Raw genomic sequence first — 19,442 nt, forward strand, 5'->3', positions numbered from 1 at the left:
AGGTGATCGCCTGGCCCGCATTGGCCGAAGCCTCGCCCGCGTTCGCCGCCGTGCCGCGCAGGGCCGTGCTCGTCACCGAGGACAGGTTCACGCTGTAGCTCGCGCTCGTGCCGCCGGCCGTGCGGATGCTCACCGGCCCGAACACACCGTCGCTCAAGGGCACCGTCACCCGCACGTAGCCGTTGGGCACGTAGCCGTAGAACGGGTCGCCTCGGCCGAACACGTCCGGACCGTCGTTCGGGCTGCCATCCAGCACCACCTCGCTGCCGAAGCGGTACTCGCTGGCAGCGCCGTCCACGAAGCCGGTGCCTGCGATCAGCAGGGTCGCATTGGAGCCATCGCCCCACAGGGACTCCACCTGCAGGTCGGTGATGACCGGCAGCACCTGCAAGGGGAAGGTGCCGTCGGCGAAGTCGGTGCGCGTGCCGCCCACCTGCGAGAAGACCGTCGCATCGCCGGTGATGGCGTCGATGGGCACGGTGAAGACGGCGACGCCGCGCGCCGCGTCGAAGCGGGTGATGCCGACGACACGCGTGCCGACATTGCCATTGCCGTCGGAGACGGTGAACTGCGCGCGCGCGGTGGCCGGGTCGAACGGCACCGAAATGCCGATCTGCTGCCCCGGGTTGGCCGAAGGCGCCGTGAGGATCTCCGGCACGCCGAGCGCCGCCCGCACGTCGCTGGCGGGCCGGATGCTGAAGCTGCGGACGATGTCGCCCACCAGCACGTTGCCGGCCCGGTCGCTCACTGCGCTGGCCGGGAGCGTGAAGCGGTACTCGCCGGGCGGCAGGTAGCCGTCGACGACGAAGCTCACCGACTGCCCGAAAGCCCGGGTGTCGAGCCGCACCGGCACCACGACGTCGTCGGCCGTCCCGAACGTGCCATCGGCGCCCGCTCGCAGCAGGCTGCCGCCGGTCGCCGCCAGCCGCGCGGTGTCGAGGGGCTCGTCGAAAGTCAGTTCGACCGAGCGCAGGAAGAAGCGCCGCGCGCCCTCTTCCAGGTTGATGACCTGCAGCTGCGGCGGGAAGGTGTCGGGCACCACGGACACCGCCAGCACGTTGGAGAGTCCCACGTTCCCGCCGGTGTCGGTGGCCCGCACCTGCAAGGTCATCGTGGTACTGCCGCCGGCGACGAGAGGCGCCTGGGCGAACAGTTCCCAGGGGAAGGCGACGTCGCTGGACACCACCTGCCCGTTGACCAGCAGTTGCACGTTGCGGACCTGGACGTCGTCCGTGATCGTGGGCACCACGCGGATCGGTCGGCCTTCCAGGATCTGCACCCCGGGCGTCGCCGCATCGGCGTCGGCGCCGTCGGCGGTGATGGACAGGGTCGGCGGCACCCCGTTGGTATCGAAGGCCGCGTAGTTCACCACCTGCAGGCCGCCGGTGCCGTCGGCGACGAAGGCCAGGCCGTTGGCCAGCGCGAGGTCGCGCGGCACTTCCGGCAGGTTGATTCGCGTGACCAGGTTGCCGGTATTCGCCGGATCCGCCGCACTGAGCACGTCGAGCGCCCGGAAGGCGCCGAACACGAAGCTGCTGCTGCCGACCCCGACCGCGAGCCCGGAGCCGTTGAGGGCCAGCGCGGTGCCGGCGACCGCGTTGTTGTCCACGCCGGACAGCAGCTGCAGGTGGTCCGGGTCGGCGATGTTCACCGTCACGAAGCCGGCGATGCCGCCGTTGCCGGCGCCGATGTAGGCGACGCCGCCGCCGACGAACACCTTGCCGCCCCAGGCCGGCAGCTGCAGCGCGTTGCGGATCGTCAGCGTGTTGCCGGTGATGGCGATGGAACGCAGGCTGCCGGTTCCGTCCACCGCATACAGGTTGCCGCCTTCCAGGTCGAGGTCGAGCACGCCGTTGGCGCTCGCGCCGAGTTCCAGCGTGGTCCGCACTTCGCCGGTGTTCAGGTCGATCATGGCAATGCTGTTGCCGGAGCTGGCGAAGGCCAGGCCGTCACGCGCCACCACGTGGGTGACCGGATGGGCCAGCGCCACGGTCTGCAGCAGCACCGGCGCAGCCGGATTGCTGATGTCGACGAGATGCAGCCCGGCTTCGTTGCCGGCCACCGCCGCGATGCCGCGTTGCGCATCCGCGGCCACGTCGGTGTTGGTGCCGGGCAGGTCGAGTTCCGCCAGGACGGCGGGCCGCGTCATGCGGGAGGCATCCACCACGGCCAGGCCATGGTTGTCGGTCGCCACCAGCGCCGTCACCACCGAGGGATCGCCGGTCGACCCGATCACGGCCACGGCGGCGGCCGACCCGCTGAGGCTGGCCGCGGAGACGACGCCCACCGGGATGCCCAATCCGCCCAGGGGATCCAGCCCCTGCTGGATCTCGGTGAAGTCGTCCAGGCCGTCCTTGTCGGTGTCGCTGACGCCCGGCCCGGTGCCGATCGCGAACTCGACGTCGTCGGGCAGGCCGTCGCCGTCGGAGTCCCGCTGCGTGCTGGCACCGAACACCATCGTGGCCGTCAAGTCGGTGCCGCCGCCCGAACGGGCGGTGGTTCCGTAGCTGTGGGTCACCAAGCCGGTGGCGGGGTCGAAGCCGGCGATGTGGTAATGCTGCTGCGCCGGCAGGAACATGCTGAAGTTGCCCGCGGCATCGCTGGTCGCGCGCAAGGCCGGGACGGAAGGCAGGTCCGGGTTGTTGATCGCGAAATAGTCGTTGCCCCACTGCACCGTGGGCAGGGACGTCGTCCCGGTGCCCACCAGGGACAGCCGCAGGTTCGGCTGCGCGGGATCGTTGGTCACGACGTTGACCAGGCCGCGCAGCAGGCCCAGCTGGTCGGCCGCGAAGGTCCCGCCGAAGGAGAAGCTCTCGCCGCGCGCAAGTGTGATGGGCGTGGTCGCCAGGTCCGCGGGGACGCCCAGCAGGCCGAAGGCGCCGGAGCCTTCGGTCATCGTGATGCCGGAGATCACCAGCGGCATGCTGCCGTCGTTGGAGATGGAGAACACGTTGGCGCGCTGGTGCGCGGTCGCGCCGAGCGTCATGCCGCCGAAATTGTTCCCGCCCACGGCCACCCGCGCGAGCGGCGTGGCGCTGATGGCCGTGCCCGCCAGCGCGATGTGGAAGGACGGCACGGACGCGCCGTTGGTCGCGATGGTCAGGCCGTCTTCGGCCTGGCCCCGCACGGCGGGATCAAAGGCCAGCACCAGCGAGGTGGACTGGTCCTGCGCAAGCGTGCTGCCGGCAATCCCGGTGCTGACGATGCGGAAGCCCCGGTCACCATGGTCCAGGCTGAGCGAGTCGAGGTCGAGCGTCTCGTAGCCGGTGTTGGTCAGCGTCAGGGTCAGCGTCGACTGCGCGCCGCCCAGGCCGTCGGCCGCCACTTCGCCGAAGGAAAGCGCCGTGTTGGGCAGCAGGTCCTGCGCCGCCAGCCGGATGCCCAGTTCGGGCATCGGCGAACCCATCTGCGGGTCCCGCGCGCCGGCGGTGCTGCCCGGCAGGTTGATGTTGTTGCGGTACATCGCCAGTTCGGCGGTCAGCGGCGTGTCCCCGTCCGCCTGCAAGCCGAGCGCGGCGCGCAACAGGGCAATGTTCTGGGCGGCGAACGTGAGATCCGCGTCGGCTGCGCCACCGGCCCGCATGATGTCGTTGGGCGGGTTGATATTGCCGAACGGCGCCACGTTCAGGTAGGCATCGTTGAGGCCGAAGGTGTGGGCCAGTTCGTGGCTGACCGTGTTGGCCAGGTATTGCGCGAAAGTCGCGCCGCTCGTCCAGTTGATGTTGATGGCGACCGCGAACTTGCCGGCATTGGAGACGCTCGCGTTGAGCGACTCGACCAGCGCATATTCCAGCGCGGCCTGGCTCAGGGTCGGGGCGCCCGCCAGCGGACGCATCGCGAGGAAGCCCTTGAGGTAACTGTCGTTGCCCTGGGTGTCGTAGTTCGCCTCGCCGAACAAGCCCGAGCCGAGGTCGACCCACGTCATCTTCACGTCCGCGAGGAAGTTGCCGCTGACGACCTGGTAATCCGCCGAGACCGGCGAGTAGTCGGCCGCCACGGCATCCTTCAGCGCCGTCGCCTCCGTGGCCAGCATGGCATCCATCTGGGCCTGCGTGTACGCCTGTCCCGGCAGGAAGTTCGCGAACTGCGCCAGGAACGGCGCCGCCGCGATGCGCAGCTTGGCCGCATTGGTGATCTGCTTGATCGCCACGTCGTCGGCCGTGCCCGGCAAGCCGTCGGCACCGGGGAGCGTGGCGTCGGTCAGGCCGCCGCCGTAATCGTAGACCACGCGGGTGACGTCGTCGGCGGTGCCCAGGGTCGCATCCGCGCCCGCGCTGACGGCCGATTGCAGGGCCCGGATCACGCGCTCCAGTTCGGTCTTGTAGTCGCTTTCGTTGACGCTGATCGTGGTGGGATCCGTCGCCGTCCCCTTGGTGACGATCGTGCCCACGGTGATGTCGCCATCGGTCGGGTCCGTCACCACGATGCTGAAGCTGTCGGTGCGCGCCCCGGTCAGGAACGGGTCGAACTTCCAGACCGCCGTCTGGGTGCCGGAGAAACTGCCGCTCAGGTCGAAGGGCGTGATCGCCGGGCCGTCGAACGTCGTCGGCGCCGATGCCAGGTGCAGGTCGACGTTCTTCTGGCGCGCGATCCCGTCGGTGTCGGCGCGCAGGAACGCCGCCGTGTTCCCGCTTAGCGTGGCGGCCACCGGCGCATCCACCACGTCGACCCAGCGGTCGACGTAGAAGGTGTCGATGGTCCGGATGCGGTCGCCGTTGCTCTTCTGCTCGATCGTCGTGATCTTGATCTTCGAGCCGTACAACTGGTCGCGGTTGAGGTTCGCGATGCCGTTGGCGCCGAACATCTCCACGTAGCTCTTCGCGGCCACGGCGAAGGTCTTGGAGGGCCCGCCAGGCGACAGCGTGAACGACTGTCCCACGATGCCAAGGTCGCCGGTCTGCTTGGCGAAGTCCGCCAGCGGCCCATCGAGCTCGATCGTCACGTTGATGAACGGGTCCTGGTTGCTGCCGGGATGGTGCGGCGGCACGTCGCAATCCGGGATCGGCGGCGGCGGCGGCTGGTTCGGCAGCGGCGGCGGCGCGTTCCACTGCCGGCTGAAGATGCTCTGGCCCGCGGCATCGCCGGTGATGAAGGCCAGCGCCTGCGCCGGATTCGTGATCACCTGCTCGCTCGGGTCCACCGGCGTGGGCTCCGGCGGCGGGCCGCCCGATCCGCCGCAGCCGCCGGGTGGCGTGAGGCCGTGCCAGCCCGGCGCGCGTATGCCGGAATCGTCGTCCGAGACGACAGTGAGCCCGTCTTCGGAAACAGTGCCGGTGCCGTTGATGACGAGCATCCCGGTGGTGTGGTCGAAGCTCAGGATGTTGAGCTTGGAACCCGGCGCGGCATTGAAGACGTTGGGCAGCGTGATCTTCACCGGCGTCGCGAACGTGGCCACGCCCGGCGCCTGGATGGTGATGTCGAAGGTGTGCTCCAGGACGCCCGGCGGCAGCATGTCGCGCACGAGGTCCGGCGGCACCGTGCTGATGCCGACCTTCACGTTGGTGAGGATTTCCCCCGATTCCCCGATGGCGGTGCCCGGCTGGATGGTCAGGGTCAGGGCCTGGCGTTCCTCCGCGGTCAGCTGGGGCGCGGAAGCGCCGTCGGTGACCGTCACCACGGTCGCCTGCGTGTCGCTCACGGACTGCAGCACGCTGGCTTGCACGCGCGGCAGGTAGACCTCCTGCCGGTCGGCATTCGCGTCCTGCTCGGCCTGCGCACCCATGCTGCCCATGACGGTGTTGGTGACCCCCGCATCGAGGTCGATGTGCATCACCATCTCGGGGAAGAAGACACCTGCCGGCGCGTTGGTCGCCGTGCGGCCGTCCACCGCCAGCTTGACCGCGCCCGCCGGGATGTTCTCCAGCGTGAACATCCCCTGCGCATCGGTGTACACGAACTCGCTTTCGCGCCCGAGGATGTAGACCTTGGCATGCGCGATGGGGTTCAGGAAGACGTCGTCGGGCGTGTGGATGATCCCGTCGGGGCCGCGGCGGATGTCGTCGAAAGTCATCGGCTGCAGGTCGGGGCCGGGATCGACGACGCGGCCGACCAGGCGGGTGCCGGCCAGCGTCGTGGTGCTGACGGTGGTGAAACTGGCGGTCCGGGTGCCGCCGGCCACGCCGTCGTTGTCGGCATCGAGGAAGATGCCGTCGGCGGCGCCGCGGATCAGCGAGCCTTCCAGGTGCACGGTCACCTGCGAGGAGCCAGGCATTGGCGTGTTGAAGAACAGCCAGGCATAGGTGCCGTCCAGCGCCGGGACGATGGTCGTCGCCAGCCGGCTGCCGTCCGGACCGGTGGCATAGAAGGAGTCCGCGGTCAGCGTGGCGGCGTTCACGGCGCGCGAGAAGCGCACCTGGGGCCGGACCGTCACGCCGACCTCGGCCGCCCCCTCGGCCGGCGACAGGTCGGTCACCACGAAGGGGGCCAGCGCGTCGACGACGAAGGTGCGCGTCAGGGTCGTCGCGTTGCCCGAGGCGTCGCGGGCGTTCACGCGCAGGACGTGTTCGCCGATGTCGACGCTGCCGTACGGCAGCACCTGGTCGAAGCTGCTCTGGGCGGCGTCGAAAGCGATGCTGCGCGCGGGCCCGCCGTCGATCGTGTAGTTCAGCAGGGTGAGGCCCGAAATGCCGCCGTCGGCGGTGCCGGCAAGGCGCGTGCCGGCCACCAGCGTTGCGTTGTCCGGCACGCTCGTGAGCGTGACCACGGGGGCACTGGTATCGAGCACGAAGCTGCGTGTCAGGCCGGCACTGATGTTGCCGGCGGCGTCGCGGGCGATGAGCGTGACCGTGTGGGTGCCGTCCGCACTGCCGTCCAGCGCCAGGCTGGTGGTGATGGTGAAGCGGAAGTCGCTGCCCAGCGCGATGTCCTGCAGCGGGCCGCCGTCGACGCGGTACTGGGCGGCGGCAACCCCGGACAGGTTGTCCAGCACCTGCCCGCTGATCGCGATGTTGGCGTGGGCCGCAGCCGGCGTGTCCTGGAGCAGCACACTGGGCGCCTGCGTGTCCTGCGACTTGGCGAAGCGTTGCAGCACGGCGTCCGCCACCTCGCGTCCCAGGGCCTGCCCGCCTTCGTTGGAGAACTGGTAGTGGATGCCGCCGTAGATGCGGCTGCGGCCGGCCTCGTCCACGGCCTGCGTGAAGGAAGTGAAGTTGCGGGTGACGCCGGGCAGGGTCACGCTGGTGGTGGAGAAGCTGGTGTTCTCGCCGAAGGTGGCTGCCAGGATGCTGGCGGCCGCCGCACTGAAGGTGGAGTGGCCGGAAACGTATTCGGGGTGCGGCGGCGTGAGCAGCAGCGGACGCCACGCTTCGTCGGCGCTGGTGGCCGGGTTGTCGTCCAGGCCCGCGTTCGTGATGGCGGTTTCCGGGCGCCAGAGGTCCCAGGTGTACTTGGTGTCCCAGCAGGCAATGGCGGCGTCGGCCAGCGCGACGTTCAACTGAGCGAACAGCCGCGCGTTGGCGCTCAGGCTGTTGCCATGCGCCAGCGCGACTTCGGCGGCGATCTGGTTCCAATGGCCCGGCGGCGTGTAGCTGCCGCCGCCATCGGCCCAGAAATGGGCCTGCTGGGTCTGGTCGGCCGTGCGCACGCTGCCCGTGGCCGAACCGAGGGCCTTGGTTTCTTCCACGGCCGCGGCATAGGCCGCGGTGTCGAGCGCGGGCGGCGGCGGCAGCCGGAACTGCGAACCCGCGTCCAGCGCGAACGGCGTCACGTCCTTCCACTGCGGGTCCTGGGCCAGCATGAACATCGGTCCCACCGGACGCCACAGGCCGACGTCCTGGCTGCCGGGGAAGTCGACGAAGGCGTCGTAGCCGTCGTGCAGGCGCAGCTGCCAGATCGCGTCGGCCACCGCGCGGCCGAGCGCGATGCCGGTGTCCTTGGCCGCACCGTCGGCGATGGCACCGAGGCTGGACGCCAGGGCGGCATCCAGCGCCGGCTGCTGGCCGGGGAAGTGCAGCGTGAGGATGCGGTGGGCGGCGACGGCCGTTGCCGCTTGCGCCGAGACCGGTCCGGAGACGCTCAGGTGGACCATGTAGGCCGGGGTGCCTTCGATCGCGGCGAGCGTGTCGTAGACCGCCAGGCTTTCCATGGCCAGCAGGCGCGTGGCGATCGGGACGTCGGTGACGTCACGCTGGATCGCGCGCAGGGCGATGTTCGACCAGGTGAGCACCGCGTCGGAGCCGGTGGCGGCCACCCGCGTGATGGTGCGCGAGACCGGGGTGCTGTTGCCGGCGGCGTCCGTGAGGGTGAAGTCCAGTGCGTTGGCCCCGGGTGCCAGCGCCACGTCGGGCAGGACGACCACGCCCCCGGCGCCGGCGCGGGCCGTGAGGCCTTGCGAGGCCAGGCCCAGGTCCGCACCCTCCTCGATCGTGCCGCGCAGCTGCACGATCGCAGCCGCCGTCTGGTCGTCGAAACCGTCGAACGCGTCGGCCGCGGATACGCCGATGCTGGCGGCCGCCGGGCCCTGGGTGTCGAGCGTGAAGGTCACGTCGCGCACGCTGCTGTTGCCGGCCGCGTCGGTGGCGCGCAGGCGCAGGACGTGGGTCCCGTCCGCCAGCGTGCCGCCCGCCAGGGTGGCCAGCTGCGCGTGGGTGAAGGTGAAGGTGCCGTCGGCCTGCAGCTGCGCCATCGCGTCCGAGAACAGCGGCGCCGACCCAGGATCGAGCGCGACCTCGAAGGCGGTGACCGCCGTGTCGTCGCTGGCCCGGCCCGCGATGCCCGCGTCGCGCGTGACGCCGTCGCTTGCCGACCGGCCGGTGTCGGACTGCAGCGCCGCGGTCAGCACGGGTGCGGTGGCGTCGCCGACCTGGCGGGTGAAGGTGTAAGCCTGGCTGGCACTGTTGCCGGCCGCGTCCGTGGCCCGCAGGTCCAGCGCATTGGCGCCGGCCTCCAGCGCGATGCCGCCGAAGCTGAAGCTGCCGTCGCCGGCCGCGGTGGTGAAGCCGAGCACGAGGGCGCCCCGCGTGAGGGTCAGCTGCGCGCCGGCTTCGGCGATACCCTGGAGCGTGACAGTGGACTGGCGCGTGCTGTGGTCGCCCGCCGGATCGGTGTCGGAGGCCGGGGCCAGGTCGAAGCTCGCCACCACCGGCGCCGACCGGTCGAGCGTGAACGTGACGTCGCCCGAGCTGCTGTTGCCGGCGCGGTCGGTGGCACGCATGCGCACCGTGTGGGTTCCGTCGGCCAGCGTGCCGCCAGCCAGCGCGGCCAGCTGCGCGGGCGACAGGACGAAGTCGCCGTGGCTGTCCAGCACGGAGCTGAAGTCCGTGAACACCGGCGTGCCCGCCGGATCGAGCGCTGCTTCCAGGCGCACCACCCCCGCGTTGTCCGAGACGCTGCCCGCCAGCGTGGGATCGGTGGTCAAGCCGTCGGACGCGGAGCTGCCCGTGTCGTTCCGCAAGGCGACTCTGCCTTCCGGCTGCACGCTGTCCCGCGTGAAGCTGAAGCTGCGCGTGCTGCTGTTGCCGGCGGCATCGAGCGCCGTCACGCTGAAGGCATTGCTTCCTTCGGCCAGGGCCACGCTGCTGAAGCTGAAGCTGCCGTCCGCGGCCGCCGTCGTGGTGCCCAGGAGGGTCGTGCCGCGCATCAGCGTCAGGCGCGCCGCCGCTTCGGCGACGCCGTTGACCGTGACGGCGGCCGCATTCGTCAGCTGGTCGCCGGGCGCGCCGCTGTCGGAGGCCGCGGCCAGGTCCAGGCTGGCGATCGCGGGCGCCACGCGGTCGAGGGTGAAGGCGAAGTCGCCCGCGCCGGTGTTGCCCGCGCCATCGGTGGCGCGCAGATGCAGCGTGTGCGTTCCGTCGGCAAGCGTGCCGCCGGCCAGCAGCGCCAGCTGCGCGGCGGTCAGCACGAAGCTGCCGTCGCCCTGCAGCGCGGAGCTGACGTCGCTGAAGACCGGCGCACCGGTCCCGTCGAGGGCGGCTTCGAACCGGACCAGGCCGCTGGCGTCGGTCAGGACGCCCGCAAAAGCCGGGTCGCTGGTGATGCCATCGGTCGCGGAGACGCCCGTATCGTTCTGCAGCGCGACCTCGCCTTCCGGCTCGTCGCTGTCACGGCTGAAACTGTAGCTGCGCGTGGCGCTGTTGCCGGCCGCATCGACGGCGACCAGCTGGAAGGCGTTGACGCCGGGCGCAAGGGCCACGCTGGCGAAGGCGAAACTGCCATCGCCGGCGGAGTTGGCCGTGCCGACCACCGTCGTTCCCTGCATCAAGGTGAGCGGCACCGACGCTTCGGTGCTCCCCTGCAAGGTCACGGTCGCGGCATTGGTCAGCCGGTCACCCGGCGTGCCGCTGTCCGAAGCCGGCGCCAGGCCGAAACTGCTCACCGGCGGCACGCCGGTGTCGAGCGTGAAGGTCACGTCCCGCGTGGTGCTGTTGCCAGCCGCATCGCTGGCGCGCAAGCGCAGGACGTGCGTTCCGTCGGCGAGCGACCCGCCAGCCAGCGCGCCGATCTGCACGGCCGGCAGCAGGAAGCTGCCATCGGGCTGCAGGCTGGCGGTGACGTTGGTGAACGCGGAGCCAGCGGCTGGATCCAGTGCGGCTTCCAGGCGGATGACGCCACGATCGTCCGCGACGCTGCCGACGATGGCGGCCTCGCGCGTCACGCCATCGCCGGGCGACACGCCAGTGTCGCTTTGCAGGGCGGCGTTCAGGGTCGGCGCGCTCGCGTCCCGCGTGAAGGTGAAGGAGCGGGTCGTGCTGTTGCCGGCGGCGTCCGTGCTGACCACGCCAAAGGTATTGGCGCCCGGCGCAAGCGCTACGGCATTGAACGTGAAGCTGCCGTCGCCCGCCGCATTCGTCACGGCCAGGGGCGTGGTCCCGCGCACCAGCGTCACCGTTGCCGCCGCTTCGCTGCGGCCGGTGAGGCTCACGGTGCTGGCATTGGTGACCTGGTCGCCCGCGGTTCCGCTGTCGGAGGCCGGCGCGAGGTCGAAGCTGGGGATGGCCGGCGCCACGCGGTCGAGCGTGAAGGCGACGTCCCGCGACGTGCTGTTGCCGGCGGCGTCGGTCGCGCGCAGCCGCAGGGTGTGCGCCCCGTCGGCGAGCGTGCCCCCGGCCAGGCCGGCCAGCTGCGACGCCGACAAGACGAAGGCCCCGCCGGACTGCAGGGAGGCGGTGACGTTGCTGAAGACGGACGTGGCGGACGGGTCCAGCATCGCTTCCAGCCGGGTGACCGCGACGTTGTCGGTGGCGGTGCCCGTCACCGCCGCCTCACGCGTCACGCCATCGCTGGCCGACGCGCCGGTGTCGCTTTGCAATGCGGCGTTCAGGGTCGGCGCGGTGGCATCGCGCGTGAAGACGAAGGAGCGGGTCGTGCCGTTGCCGGCTGCATCCGTGCTGACCACGTCGAAGGCGTTGGCGCCCGGGGCCAGCGCCACGCCATTGAACGTGAAGCTGCCCTCGGCCGCCGCCGTCGTCGCAGCCAGGGTGGTGGTTCCGCGCACCAGCGTCACCGTTGCCGCCGCTTCGCTGCGGCCAGTGAGGCTCACGGCGCTCGCATTGGTGACTTGGTCGCCCGCGGTACCGCTGTCGGAGGCCGGCGCGAGGTCGAAGCTAGAGATGGCCGGCGCCACGCGGTCGAGCGTGAAAACGAGATCGCGAGACGTGCTGTTGCCGGCGGCGTCGGTCGCGCGCAACCGCAGGGTGTGGGCCCCATCGACGAGCGTGCCGCCGGCCAGGCCGGCCAGCTGCGACGCCGACAGCACGAAGGCCCCGCCGGACTGCAAGGACGCAGTGACGTTGCTGAAGACGGACGTGGGGGACGGGTCCAGCATGGCTTCGAGCCGGGTGACCGCCACGTTGTCGGTGGCGGTGCCCGTCACCGCCGCCTCACGCGTCACGCCATCGCTGGCCGACGCGCCGGTGTCCGCCTGCAGGGCAGCGGTCACTACTGGCGCGACCGCATCGGCGGCCGTGCGGGTGATCGCGAAGTCGCGGTCCAGGCGGTTGCCGGCGCGGTCGGTCAGCACCAGGACGAAGCCGTTGGCGCCCAGCACGGGCACGCTGACGCGGTCGAAGGAGAAGCTGCCATCGGCGGCGGTGCTCGTCGTTGCCAGCGCCGGGCCGTTGAGCGTGCGGCGCAAGGTGACGGCGAGGCCGGCTTCGGCGACTCCGATCACCTTGACGACGTCGGCCGTGGTGCTCAGGTCGGTGCCATTGGAAGCGTCGACGGCCAGCCGCGTCAGCACCGGCGGCGAGGTGTCCAGCGTAAACTGGACACCCGCAGGATTCGACACGTTGCCGGGCTTGTCGGTGGCCCGGAACTCGAACGCAAGGCTGCCGTCCGGCAGCCTGCCGCCATTGAGGCGGTTCAATATTTCGGCGGTGACCACATAGCGGTCCCCGTCCAGCTTCACGGGCACGATCGCCTGGAACGGTTGACCCGCGGCACGCCCCTCCACGGTCACCTTGCCGGCGTCGGTCACCGTCAGCGCGATGGAAGGATCGCTGGTGAGGCCATCGTCGGCGGCGACGCCGGTGTCGTTGCGCAGCTTGGCGCTCACCACCGGGGCGTGCTTTTCCGTCTTGGTGTTGTCCAGGGCGGCCTGGTTGTCGGGATCGAGGTTCTGGCCGCCGAAGTTCACGGTCGTCGGGAAGCCGGGCGCGACCAATCGCAGCTGCGGCTGGCCCGCGGTGGTGAAGACGATTTCCTGGACCCGCTGGACTGCCGTGCCGAGGTCGAGGTCGTCGCCGTTGCCGAACACGCCGTCGACGGGGTCGATGCTGATGTAGACGCTGCTGTCGACGATCGCGCCGCCGACCCGCAGCCGCGCCAGACGGCCCGCGTCAAAGTGGTCGGCGTTGTCGCCGCTGCCGCCGAGCGCCGCGTCGCCGCCGAGATCGGCGCCCACATAGACGACCAGGTTGCGCATCGAGCCGCCGATGCTCAATTGCTGCACGCTCGCCATGGCCATGCTGCCGGAGGCGTCGCCGGCCGTCGCGAACTCCAGCAGCGTGCCGCCGATGTTCATGCGCCACTCCGCCCCGGTGCTCTGCACGTTGATCGTGCGGCCCCGGCCTTCCACCGTCCACAGGCCGCGCGTGACCGCGCCCGCCACGTCGACGGTCCCGAGGGCGTCGCGCAGCCGGCTGCCGCCCAGGACGAACAGGTCGCCGCTCATCTGGCCCGCCAACCTCAGGCTGTCGAGGCCGGCAGCCCGGATGCTGGCGCCGCCGGCCGCATCCGCCGTGAAGCTGTCGGCGCTGATCGCCGCCACGGCGCCGGCCGCGTCGACGAAGCTGTTGTGCATGCGATGGGCCTGCAGGGAAAAGTCGCCGCTGCCCGCGACCTGGATCGTCGCCCCGACCACGTCGCCCAGTACCAGCGTCCCCACGCCGCCCGCGAGCCGCGCCGAGCCTTGCAGGTCGGCATTCGCCAGCGACAGCTGCCCGACCGCCGAGTCCGCCGTGATGCCCGTCAGCAGCACATGGCTGCCCGCCGTCCGCGGCTGCAGCGTCACGATGCTGTCCGCGTTGGTTCCCGTGAGCATCAGCCCCAGGCCGGCGCCCTGGTCGACCAGCTGCGCGCTGCCCGCGCCCGTCACCTGCACGGTGGCCGCTGCAACGTCCGCGGCCAGCAGCAGGTTGATGGCTGGGGGTTCGGCGAGTCGCTGGACCTGGTTCGGGCCCGCCGCCGCGCTGTCCGCCACGGCGGGTGCGAAGTCGCCGGACAGAAGCACCCGAGGCTCCAGGGCCTCGAATTCCATGTGGGTGCTCTGCTCCTGCGACCGGGCCTTGCGCCAGCGCTGGAAAGCCGCCCAACGCGCACCGAGCCAGCGGAACAGCTGGAAGGAGCACCGGTTGACCAGGACGAGCAGCAGATGGCTCGGGACGGCACGGGCCTGGCGCCGGCGCGCGGCGTTGGCGGCCAGGAAACCGGTGATCGACTTGGCAGAGTTGCGCATGGCGCGCCTCCTCAGAACCTGCGTGCTCCGCCACCACGGAACGCGCCCCCTGAAGTGCCTAACGTCGGAGGTGAGCCGACTCCCGGTTAGGGCAAAGACCTCGCGGATGACTATCCCCGCCGAGCCATCCTAAGCCAGCGCCCTAAGGGCACATCGCATCAATTGGTTACGGCCGTTGGATGGCGGAAATGTTTCGCAACACCACTGCCGAGCAGAAAACAGCTTCGACGAGCCTGCTCGGGTCATGGGTATCAAGTGACGCCGCCGGCTGCGGCCTATGCTGGCACCGTAGCCAAGGAGGACGGCCATGCGCACTTTCCATCTCGAGCCGGGAATGACCACCCTGGGAGGCGTGTTCTATCCCACCGGCCACATGGTCCTGATGTTTCCCACCGAGCACGACGCGCGCGACGCGGCGCGGCGCCTGGACGAAGTCGGCCTCGACGAGGAAGCGATCTGCCACGCCAGCCCGGAGGAATTCCTGCGCGAGGTGCTGGGCATCGACGGCGACGACGACGAGGACCACATGCCGTCGGCGGGGACCGAAGGAGACACCGCGCATCGTTTCAGCCAACTGGCGCGCGAAGGTCACCATGCGCTGCTGGTCTACGCGCCGTCGGCGCGGCAATCGACGCACGTGATGGAAGTGCTGAAGGAAGCCCGGATCTCCTACGGGCAGAAGTACCGGCACCTCATCATCGAAGACCTGACGTAACAAAGCCCGTGCAACGGACAAAACAAAGCCCGCCGAGGCGGGCTTTGTCCTTGAGGGGCTGCGCCCGTCAGCCCATATGCAGGCCGCCGTTCACGGAGAAATCCGCGCCGGTGGTGTAGCCGCTTTCATCGCCGGCCAGCCAGGCGATGATGGACGCGATCTCGCTCGGTTCGCCCAGGCGCTTGACCGGGATCGTGCCGACGATCTTGTCCAGCACGTCCTGGCGGATCGCCTTGACCATGTCGGTGCCGATGTAGCCGGGACTGACGGTGTTGACCGTCACGCCCTTGTTCGCCAGTTCCTGCGCCAGCGCCATCGAGAAGCCGTGCATGCCGGCCTTGGCGGCGGAGTAGTTGGTCTGCCCGGCCTGGCCCTTCTCGCCGTTCACCGACGAGATGTTGATGATGCGGCCCCAGCCCTTTTCCACCATGTCGCCCACCACCTGCTTGGTGACGTTGAACATGGAGTTGAGGTTGGTCTCGATCACCGCGTCCCAGTCCTCGCGCGTCATCTTCAGGAACATGCGGTCGCGCGTGATGCCGGCGTTGTTCACCAGCACGTCGATGCTGCCGTGTTCCTGCTTGGCGGCCGCGAAGGCGGCGACGGTCGAATCCCAGTCGCCGACGTTGCCGACCGATGCGTAGAACGTGAAGCCCTGCGCCTTCTGCTCGCCGAGCCACTTGGCGTGGTCGCGCGTCGGCCCGCAGCCGGCGATGACCTTGAAGCCTTCCTTGTGCAGGCGCTGGCAGATCGCGGTGCCGATGCCGCCCATGCCGCCGGTCACGTATGCCACCTTGTCCTGGGCCATGTTCTTTCCCCTTTGTCTCGTTAGGTCCGGATGATTCTGCGCGCTCAGGCGCGTTCCACGGCGAGGGAAACCCCCATGCCGCCGCCAATGCAGAGCGCAGCCACGCCCTTCTTCGCGTCCTGCCGCTGCATCTCGTGCAGTAGCGTCACCAGAATGCGCGCGCCGGACGCACCGATCGGGTGCCCGATGGCGATCGCGCCGCCGTTGACGTTGACCTTGGCCGGGTCGATGTCCAGCGCCTTGTTGACGGCGCAGGCCTGGGCCGCGAAGGCTTCGTTGAGCTCGAACAGGTCGACGTCGCTCGCCTTCCAGCCCGCGCGCTGCAGCGCCTTCTTGGTGGCCGACACCGGGCCCATGCCCATCACCTTGGGGTCGAGGCCGGTGGTGCCGAAAGCCTTGATGGTGGCCAGCGGCTTCAGGCCCAGTTCCTTGGCCTTCTTCGCGCTCATCACCACCACGGCGGCCGCGCCGTCGTTCAGGCCGGAAGCATTGCCCGCGGTCACCGAGCCGGCTTTGTCGAAGGCGGGACGCAGGCCGGCCAGCGCTTCGGCATTGGTCTTCTTGTTGATGAACTCGTCGCTGTCGAAGCTGACCGGGTCGCCCTTCTTCTGCGGAATGGACACGGCGACGATTTCGTCCTTGAACTTGCCGGCTTCCTGCGCCTTGGCGGCCTTCTGCTGGCTGCCCAGCGCCAGCGCATCCTGCGCGGCGCGGTCGATGTTGTGCTCCTTGGCCACGTTCTCGGCGGTCACGCCCATGTGGTACTGGTTGTAGACGTCCCACAGGCCGTCGACGATCATGGTGTCCTGCATCTTCCAGTCGCCCATGCGCTGGCCGTCGCGCGAACCCATCAGCACGTGCGGCGCGGCGCTCATGTTTTCCTGGCCGCCGGCCACCACGATCTCGGCATCGCCCCAGGCCACGGCCTGCGCCGCCAGCATCACGGCCTTGAGGCCGGAGCCGCAGACGGCGTTGATCGTCAGGCCCGGTACTTCCTTGGGCAGGCCCGCTTTCAGCAGTGCCTGGCGTGCCGGGTTCTGGCCGGCGCCGGCGGCCAGGACCTGGCCCATGATCACTTCGCTCACCTGCGACGGATCGATCTTGGCGCGCGCAAGCGCTTCCTTGATGACGGTGGCGCCCAGTTCGGTGGCGGGCACCTTGGCGAGCGAGCCGCCGAACTTGCCGACGGCGGTGCGGACGGCGGAAACGATGACGATGTCTTCCATTTGTCTCTCCAGTGAATTCACTCGATGGGTCCCCGCCTGCGCGGGGACGAAAGCCTGCGGACGCTGCGCGCCCTTCAGGCTTTCGCCTTTACATAGCGTCCAGGCGCCGGCTCGATCGCCTTGTACTTTGCGCCTTTGCCGTAGGTTTTGGGAGCCGGGACCTGCTTGCCCGCATGGGGTTTGAGCCATTGCGACCAGTCGGTCCACCAGCTGCCCGGATGCTCCTTGGCGCCCGCCTGCCACTGCTCGAAGGTGGCGGGCAGCTTGTCGTTGGTCCAGTAGGAACGCTTGTTCTTGCTCGGCGGGTTGATCACGCCGGCGATGTGGCCCGACGCGCCCATCACGAAGCGCTTCTTGCCCGGCAGGTGCTTCACCGAGGCGTAGGCGCCGGCGATCGGGACGATGTGGTCCTCGCGCGAACCGTAGAGGTAGACCGGGATGTCGACCTTGGACAGGTCCACCTTCTCACCCGCCACCACCGCCTTGCCCGGCTTCACCAGGTTGTTCTCCAGGTAGGTGTTGCGCAGGTACCAGGTGTACATCGGCCCCGGCAGGTTCGTGGAGTCGCTGTTCCAGTACAGCAGGTCGAAGGGTGGCGGCGTCTCGCCCTTGAGGTAGTTGCCCACCACGTAGTTCCACACCAGGTCGTTGGGGCGCAGGAAGCTGAAGGTGGAGGCCAGCTCCTGGCCCTTCAGCAGGCCGCCCTTGCCCAGCTGCATCTCGCGGAAGTTGACGAAGGCGTCGTCGACGAAGACGTCGAGGATGCCGGTGTCGGAGAAGTCGAGGAAGGTCGTCAGCAGCGTCGCCGAGGCCAGCGGCTTCTCGCCGCGCGCGGCGGCCACCGCCAGCGCGGTGCCGAGGATGGTGCCGCCCACGCAGAAGCCCAGCGCGTTGATCTGCTTGGCGCCGGCGATCTCCTTCGTCACCGAGATCGCCTTGAGCGCGCCGTCCTCGATGTAGTCGTCCCAGGTCTTGTCCTGCAGCGAGGCATCCGGATTGCGCCAGCTGACGACGAAGGTGCGGTGGCCCTGTTCGACCAGGTAGCGGATCAGCGAGTTCTCCGGCTGCAGGTCGAGGATGTAGAACTTGTTGATGCAGGGCGGCACCACGAGATAGGGCCGCTCGTACACCGTCTTCGTGAGCGGCTTGTACTCGACCAGCTGGAACAGCTCGTTCTCGAACACCACCGCGCCTTCGGTCGTGGCCACGTTGCGGCCGACCTCGAAGGCGCTCTCGTCGGTCATGGAGACGTGGCCCTGCTGCAGGTCGGCCAGCAGGTTCTGCATGCCGCGGGCAATGCTCTCGCCCTTGGTCTCCAGCGCCTTCTGCTGCGCCTCGGCATTGAGCGCCATGAAGTTGCTGGGCGCGGAGGCGGCCATCCACTGTTCGACGGCGAAGCGCAGCTTGGCCTTGGTCTTGGGATCGGCGTCGGCGGCTTCGGCCAGGCCGAGCAGCGTGCGCGCGTTCAGTAGGTAGACGGCGGCGGTGAAGGCAGCCACCGGGTTGCGCGACCAGGCATCGCCTGCAAAGCGCTTGTCCTTGACGGCCGGGCCGGCCAAGCCGTTGTTCCACAGCTCGGTCGCCTCGCGCACGTAGGCTTCCTGCAGCGTGCGCAGCTTGTCGGGAGAGAACTGGAGGGACGGGATGGCGCCGACGGCAGGCGTGGCGTCCTGGAAGGACTGGAGCGCCTTGCCCCAGTACTGGCCCAGCTGCTGCTGGAATTGCTGGGCGGCCGCAGCCCAGTTGGCTTCAGAATTCATGCATGTCTCCTGCCGTCTTGTTCGGGCTTTCCCGAAGTATCACATCAAAAATGTTGCGCTGCAACATTTTCTTGGGAGGTCCATGGTTCTGCTCCTGACGGTCATCGGCTGGCTCTATGTCGCCCTGCTCATGGCGGTGGCCGAAGCGAACCATCCGAATGGCAGCCTGCTCGGCGCCATCTTCACCTTTTTTCTGTACGGCGTGGGGCCCATCGCGCTCGTGGTTTACCTGATGGGGAGATCGGCGCGGCGTGCTGCGCGCGAACGGCGCGAACAGGCGGCGGCTGCCTCAGGCGAGCCAGACGCTGGCGGCGAAACGCCCGCTGACCCGGTCGCGCCGGTGCGAAAAGAACCTTGAGGGGTTGCTGACCGTGCACCACGCGGTGCTGCCGTCGTTGCCGTCGACGGCGTGGATGCCCAGGGCGCGCAGGCGGCGCCGCGCGAGGCCCTGCAGGTCGGCGTAGAACTTGCCGGATTCCGCAGCGGGCCGAAAGCTGGCTGCGGCGCCGGCATCGGAGGCCACGAATGCGTCGCGCACTTCGGCGCCCACCGCGAAGGCGTCGGGACCGATGCAAGGGCCCAGCCAGGCCAGGACCTGGTCGCCCTCGTTCGCCATCGCCGGCCCCATGGCCGTCCACAGGGACTCCAGCACGCCGCCCGCGAGTCCGCGCCAGCCGCAATGCGCCGCGCCGGCCACCCGTCCCTGGCGATCGGCCAGCAGCACCGGCAGGCAATCGGCCACCATCATCGTGCAGGCGACGCCCGGCTCGGTGGTGAAGCAGGCATCCGCCTCGGCGCCGTCGCGGCTCGCGGCCGTGAGCCGCTCCACGCCCCATCCGTGCACCTGCTTCAGGAACACCGGCTGCGCGCCCAGCATGCGGCCGTAGCGCACGCGGTTCTCGGCGACGGCGCGCGGGTCGTCGCCGACATGGTCGCCGAGGTTCAGCGATGCATACGAGGGCGACACCGACACGCCGTCGTCGTCGCGCGTGCTGCAGGCGGCGCGCACCGCGGCGGGCGCGGGCCAGTCGGGCTTCAGCAT

At 69.8% G+C, this 19,442-nt stretch carries 7 protein-coding genes; 2 read left to right on the forward strand and 5 right to left on the reverse strand.

What is annotated here, in order from left to right; all coding sequences use genetic code 11:
* Positions 1-13,891 (reverse strand): Ig-like domain-containing protein (locus LZ009_RS06655; RefSeq protein ID WP_275697128.1); only part of this gene is annotated, 13,891 nt, incomplete at its 3' end.
* A 307-nt stretch (positions 13,892-14,198) separates the two neighbouring features.
* On the opposite strand from LZ009_RS06655, the gene LZ009_RS06660 reads away from it, so the two are divergent.
* Positions 14,199-14,606, forward strand: a complete 408-nt coding sequence (locus LZ009_RS06660) for an RNA-binding protein (RefSeq protein ID WP_275697129.1) — start codon at positions 14,199-14,201, stop codon at positions 14,604-14,606.
* A 67-nt stretch (positions 14,607-14,673) separates the two neighbouring features.
* On the opposite strand, the gene phbB is transcribed toward LZ009_RS06660, so the two are convergent.
* From phbB to phaC, 3 genes are all read right to left on the reverse strand, one after another.
* Positions 14,674-15,414 carry an acetoacetyl-CoA reductase gene (phbB, locus tag LZ009_RS06665; protein ID WP_275697130.1) on the reverse strand — a complete coding sequence of 247 codons (741 nt, stop codon included), beginning with the start codon at positions 15,412-15,414 and terminating at the stop codon, positions 14,674-14,676.
* Between the two features lie 44 nt (positions 15,415-15,458).
* Positions 15,459-16,640: an acetyl-CoA C-acetyltransferase gene (locus tag LZ009_RS06670; protein ID WP_275697131.1), complete on the reverse strand. Its 1,182-nt coding sequence runs from the start codon at positions 16,638-16,640 to the stop codon at positions 15,459-15,461.
* A 74-nt stretch (positions 16,641-16,714) separates the two neighbouring features.
* On the reverse strand, positions 16,715-18,400 hold the full coding sequence (gene phaC, locus LZ009_RS06675) for a class I poly(R)-hydroxyalkanoic acid synthase (RefSeq protein WP_275697132.1): 1,686 nt from the start codon (positions 18,398-18,400) through the stop codon (positions 16,715-16,717).
* A gap of 82 nt (positions 18,401-18,482) precedes the next feature.
* On the opposite strand from phaC, the gene LZ009_RS06680 reads away from it, so the two are divergent.
* Complete coding sequence (locus LZ009_RS06680; protein WP_275697133.1) at positions 18,483-18,758, forward strand: hypothetical protein; 276 nt, start codon at positions 18,483-18,485, stop codon at positions 18,756-18,758.
* Here the strand turns inward: LZ009_RS06680 and pgeF are convergent.
* Positions 18,690-19,442: a peptidoglycan editing factor PgeF gene (gene pgeF / locus LZ009_RS06685; protein WP_275697134.1), complete on the reverse strand. Its 753-nt coding sequence runs from the start codon at positions 19,440-19,442 to the stop codon at positions 18,690-18,692. The two genes, LZ009_RS06680 and pgeF, sit on opposite strands and share 69 nt — an antisense overlap.

This window comes from Ramlibacter paludis, assembly GCF_022012305.1.
GTDB lineage: Bacteria > Pseudomonadota > Gammaproteobacteria > Burkholderiales > Burkholderiaceae_C > Ramlibacter > Ramlibacter paludis.

Excerpts from the sequence above, each read along its gene's own strand:
- pgeF (WP_275697134.1), bottom strand. The coding sequence starts at position 19,442 with ATGCTGAAGCCCGACTGGCCCGCGCCCGCCGCGGTGCGCGCCGCCTGC.
- phbB (WP_275697130.1), bottom strand. The coding sequence starts at position 15,414 with ATGGCCCAGGACAAGGTGGCATACGTGACCGGCGGCATGGGCGGCATC.
- LZ009_RS06660 (WP_275697129.1), top strand. The coding sequence starts at position 14,199 with ATGCGCACTTTCCATCTCGAGCCGGGAATGACCACCCTGGGAGGCGTG.
- phaC (WP_275697132.1), bottom strand. The coding sequence starts at position 18,400 with ATGAATTCTGAAGCCAACTGGGCTGCGGCCGCCCAGCAATTCCAGCAG.
- LZ009_RS06670 (WP_275697131.1), bottom strand. The coding sequence starts at position 16,640 with ATGGAAGACATCGTCATCGTTTCCGCCGTCCGCACCGCCGTCGGCAAG.
- LZ009_RS06680 (WP_275697133.1), top strand. The coding sequence starts at position 18,483 with ATGGTTCTGCTCCTGACGGTCATCGGCTGGCTCTATGTCGCCCTGCTC.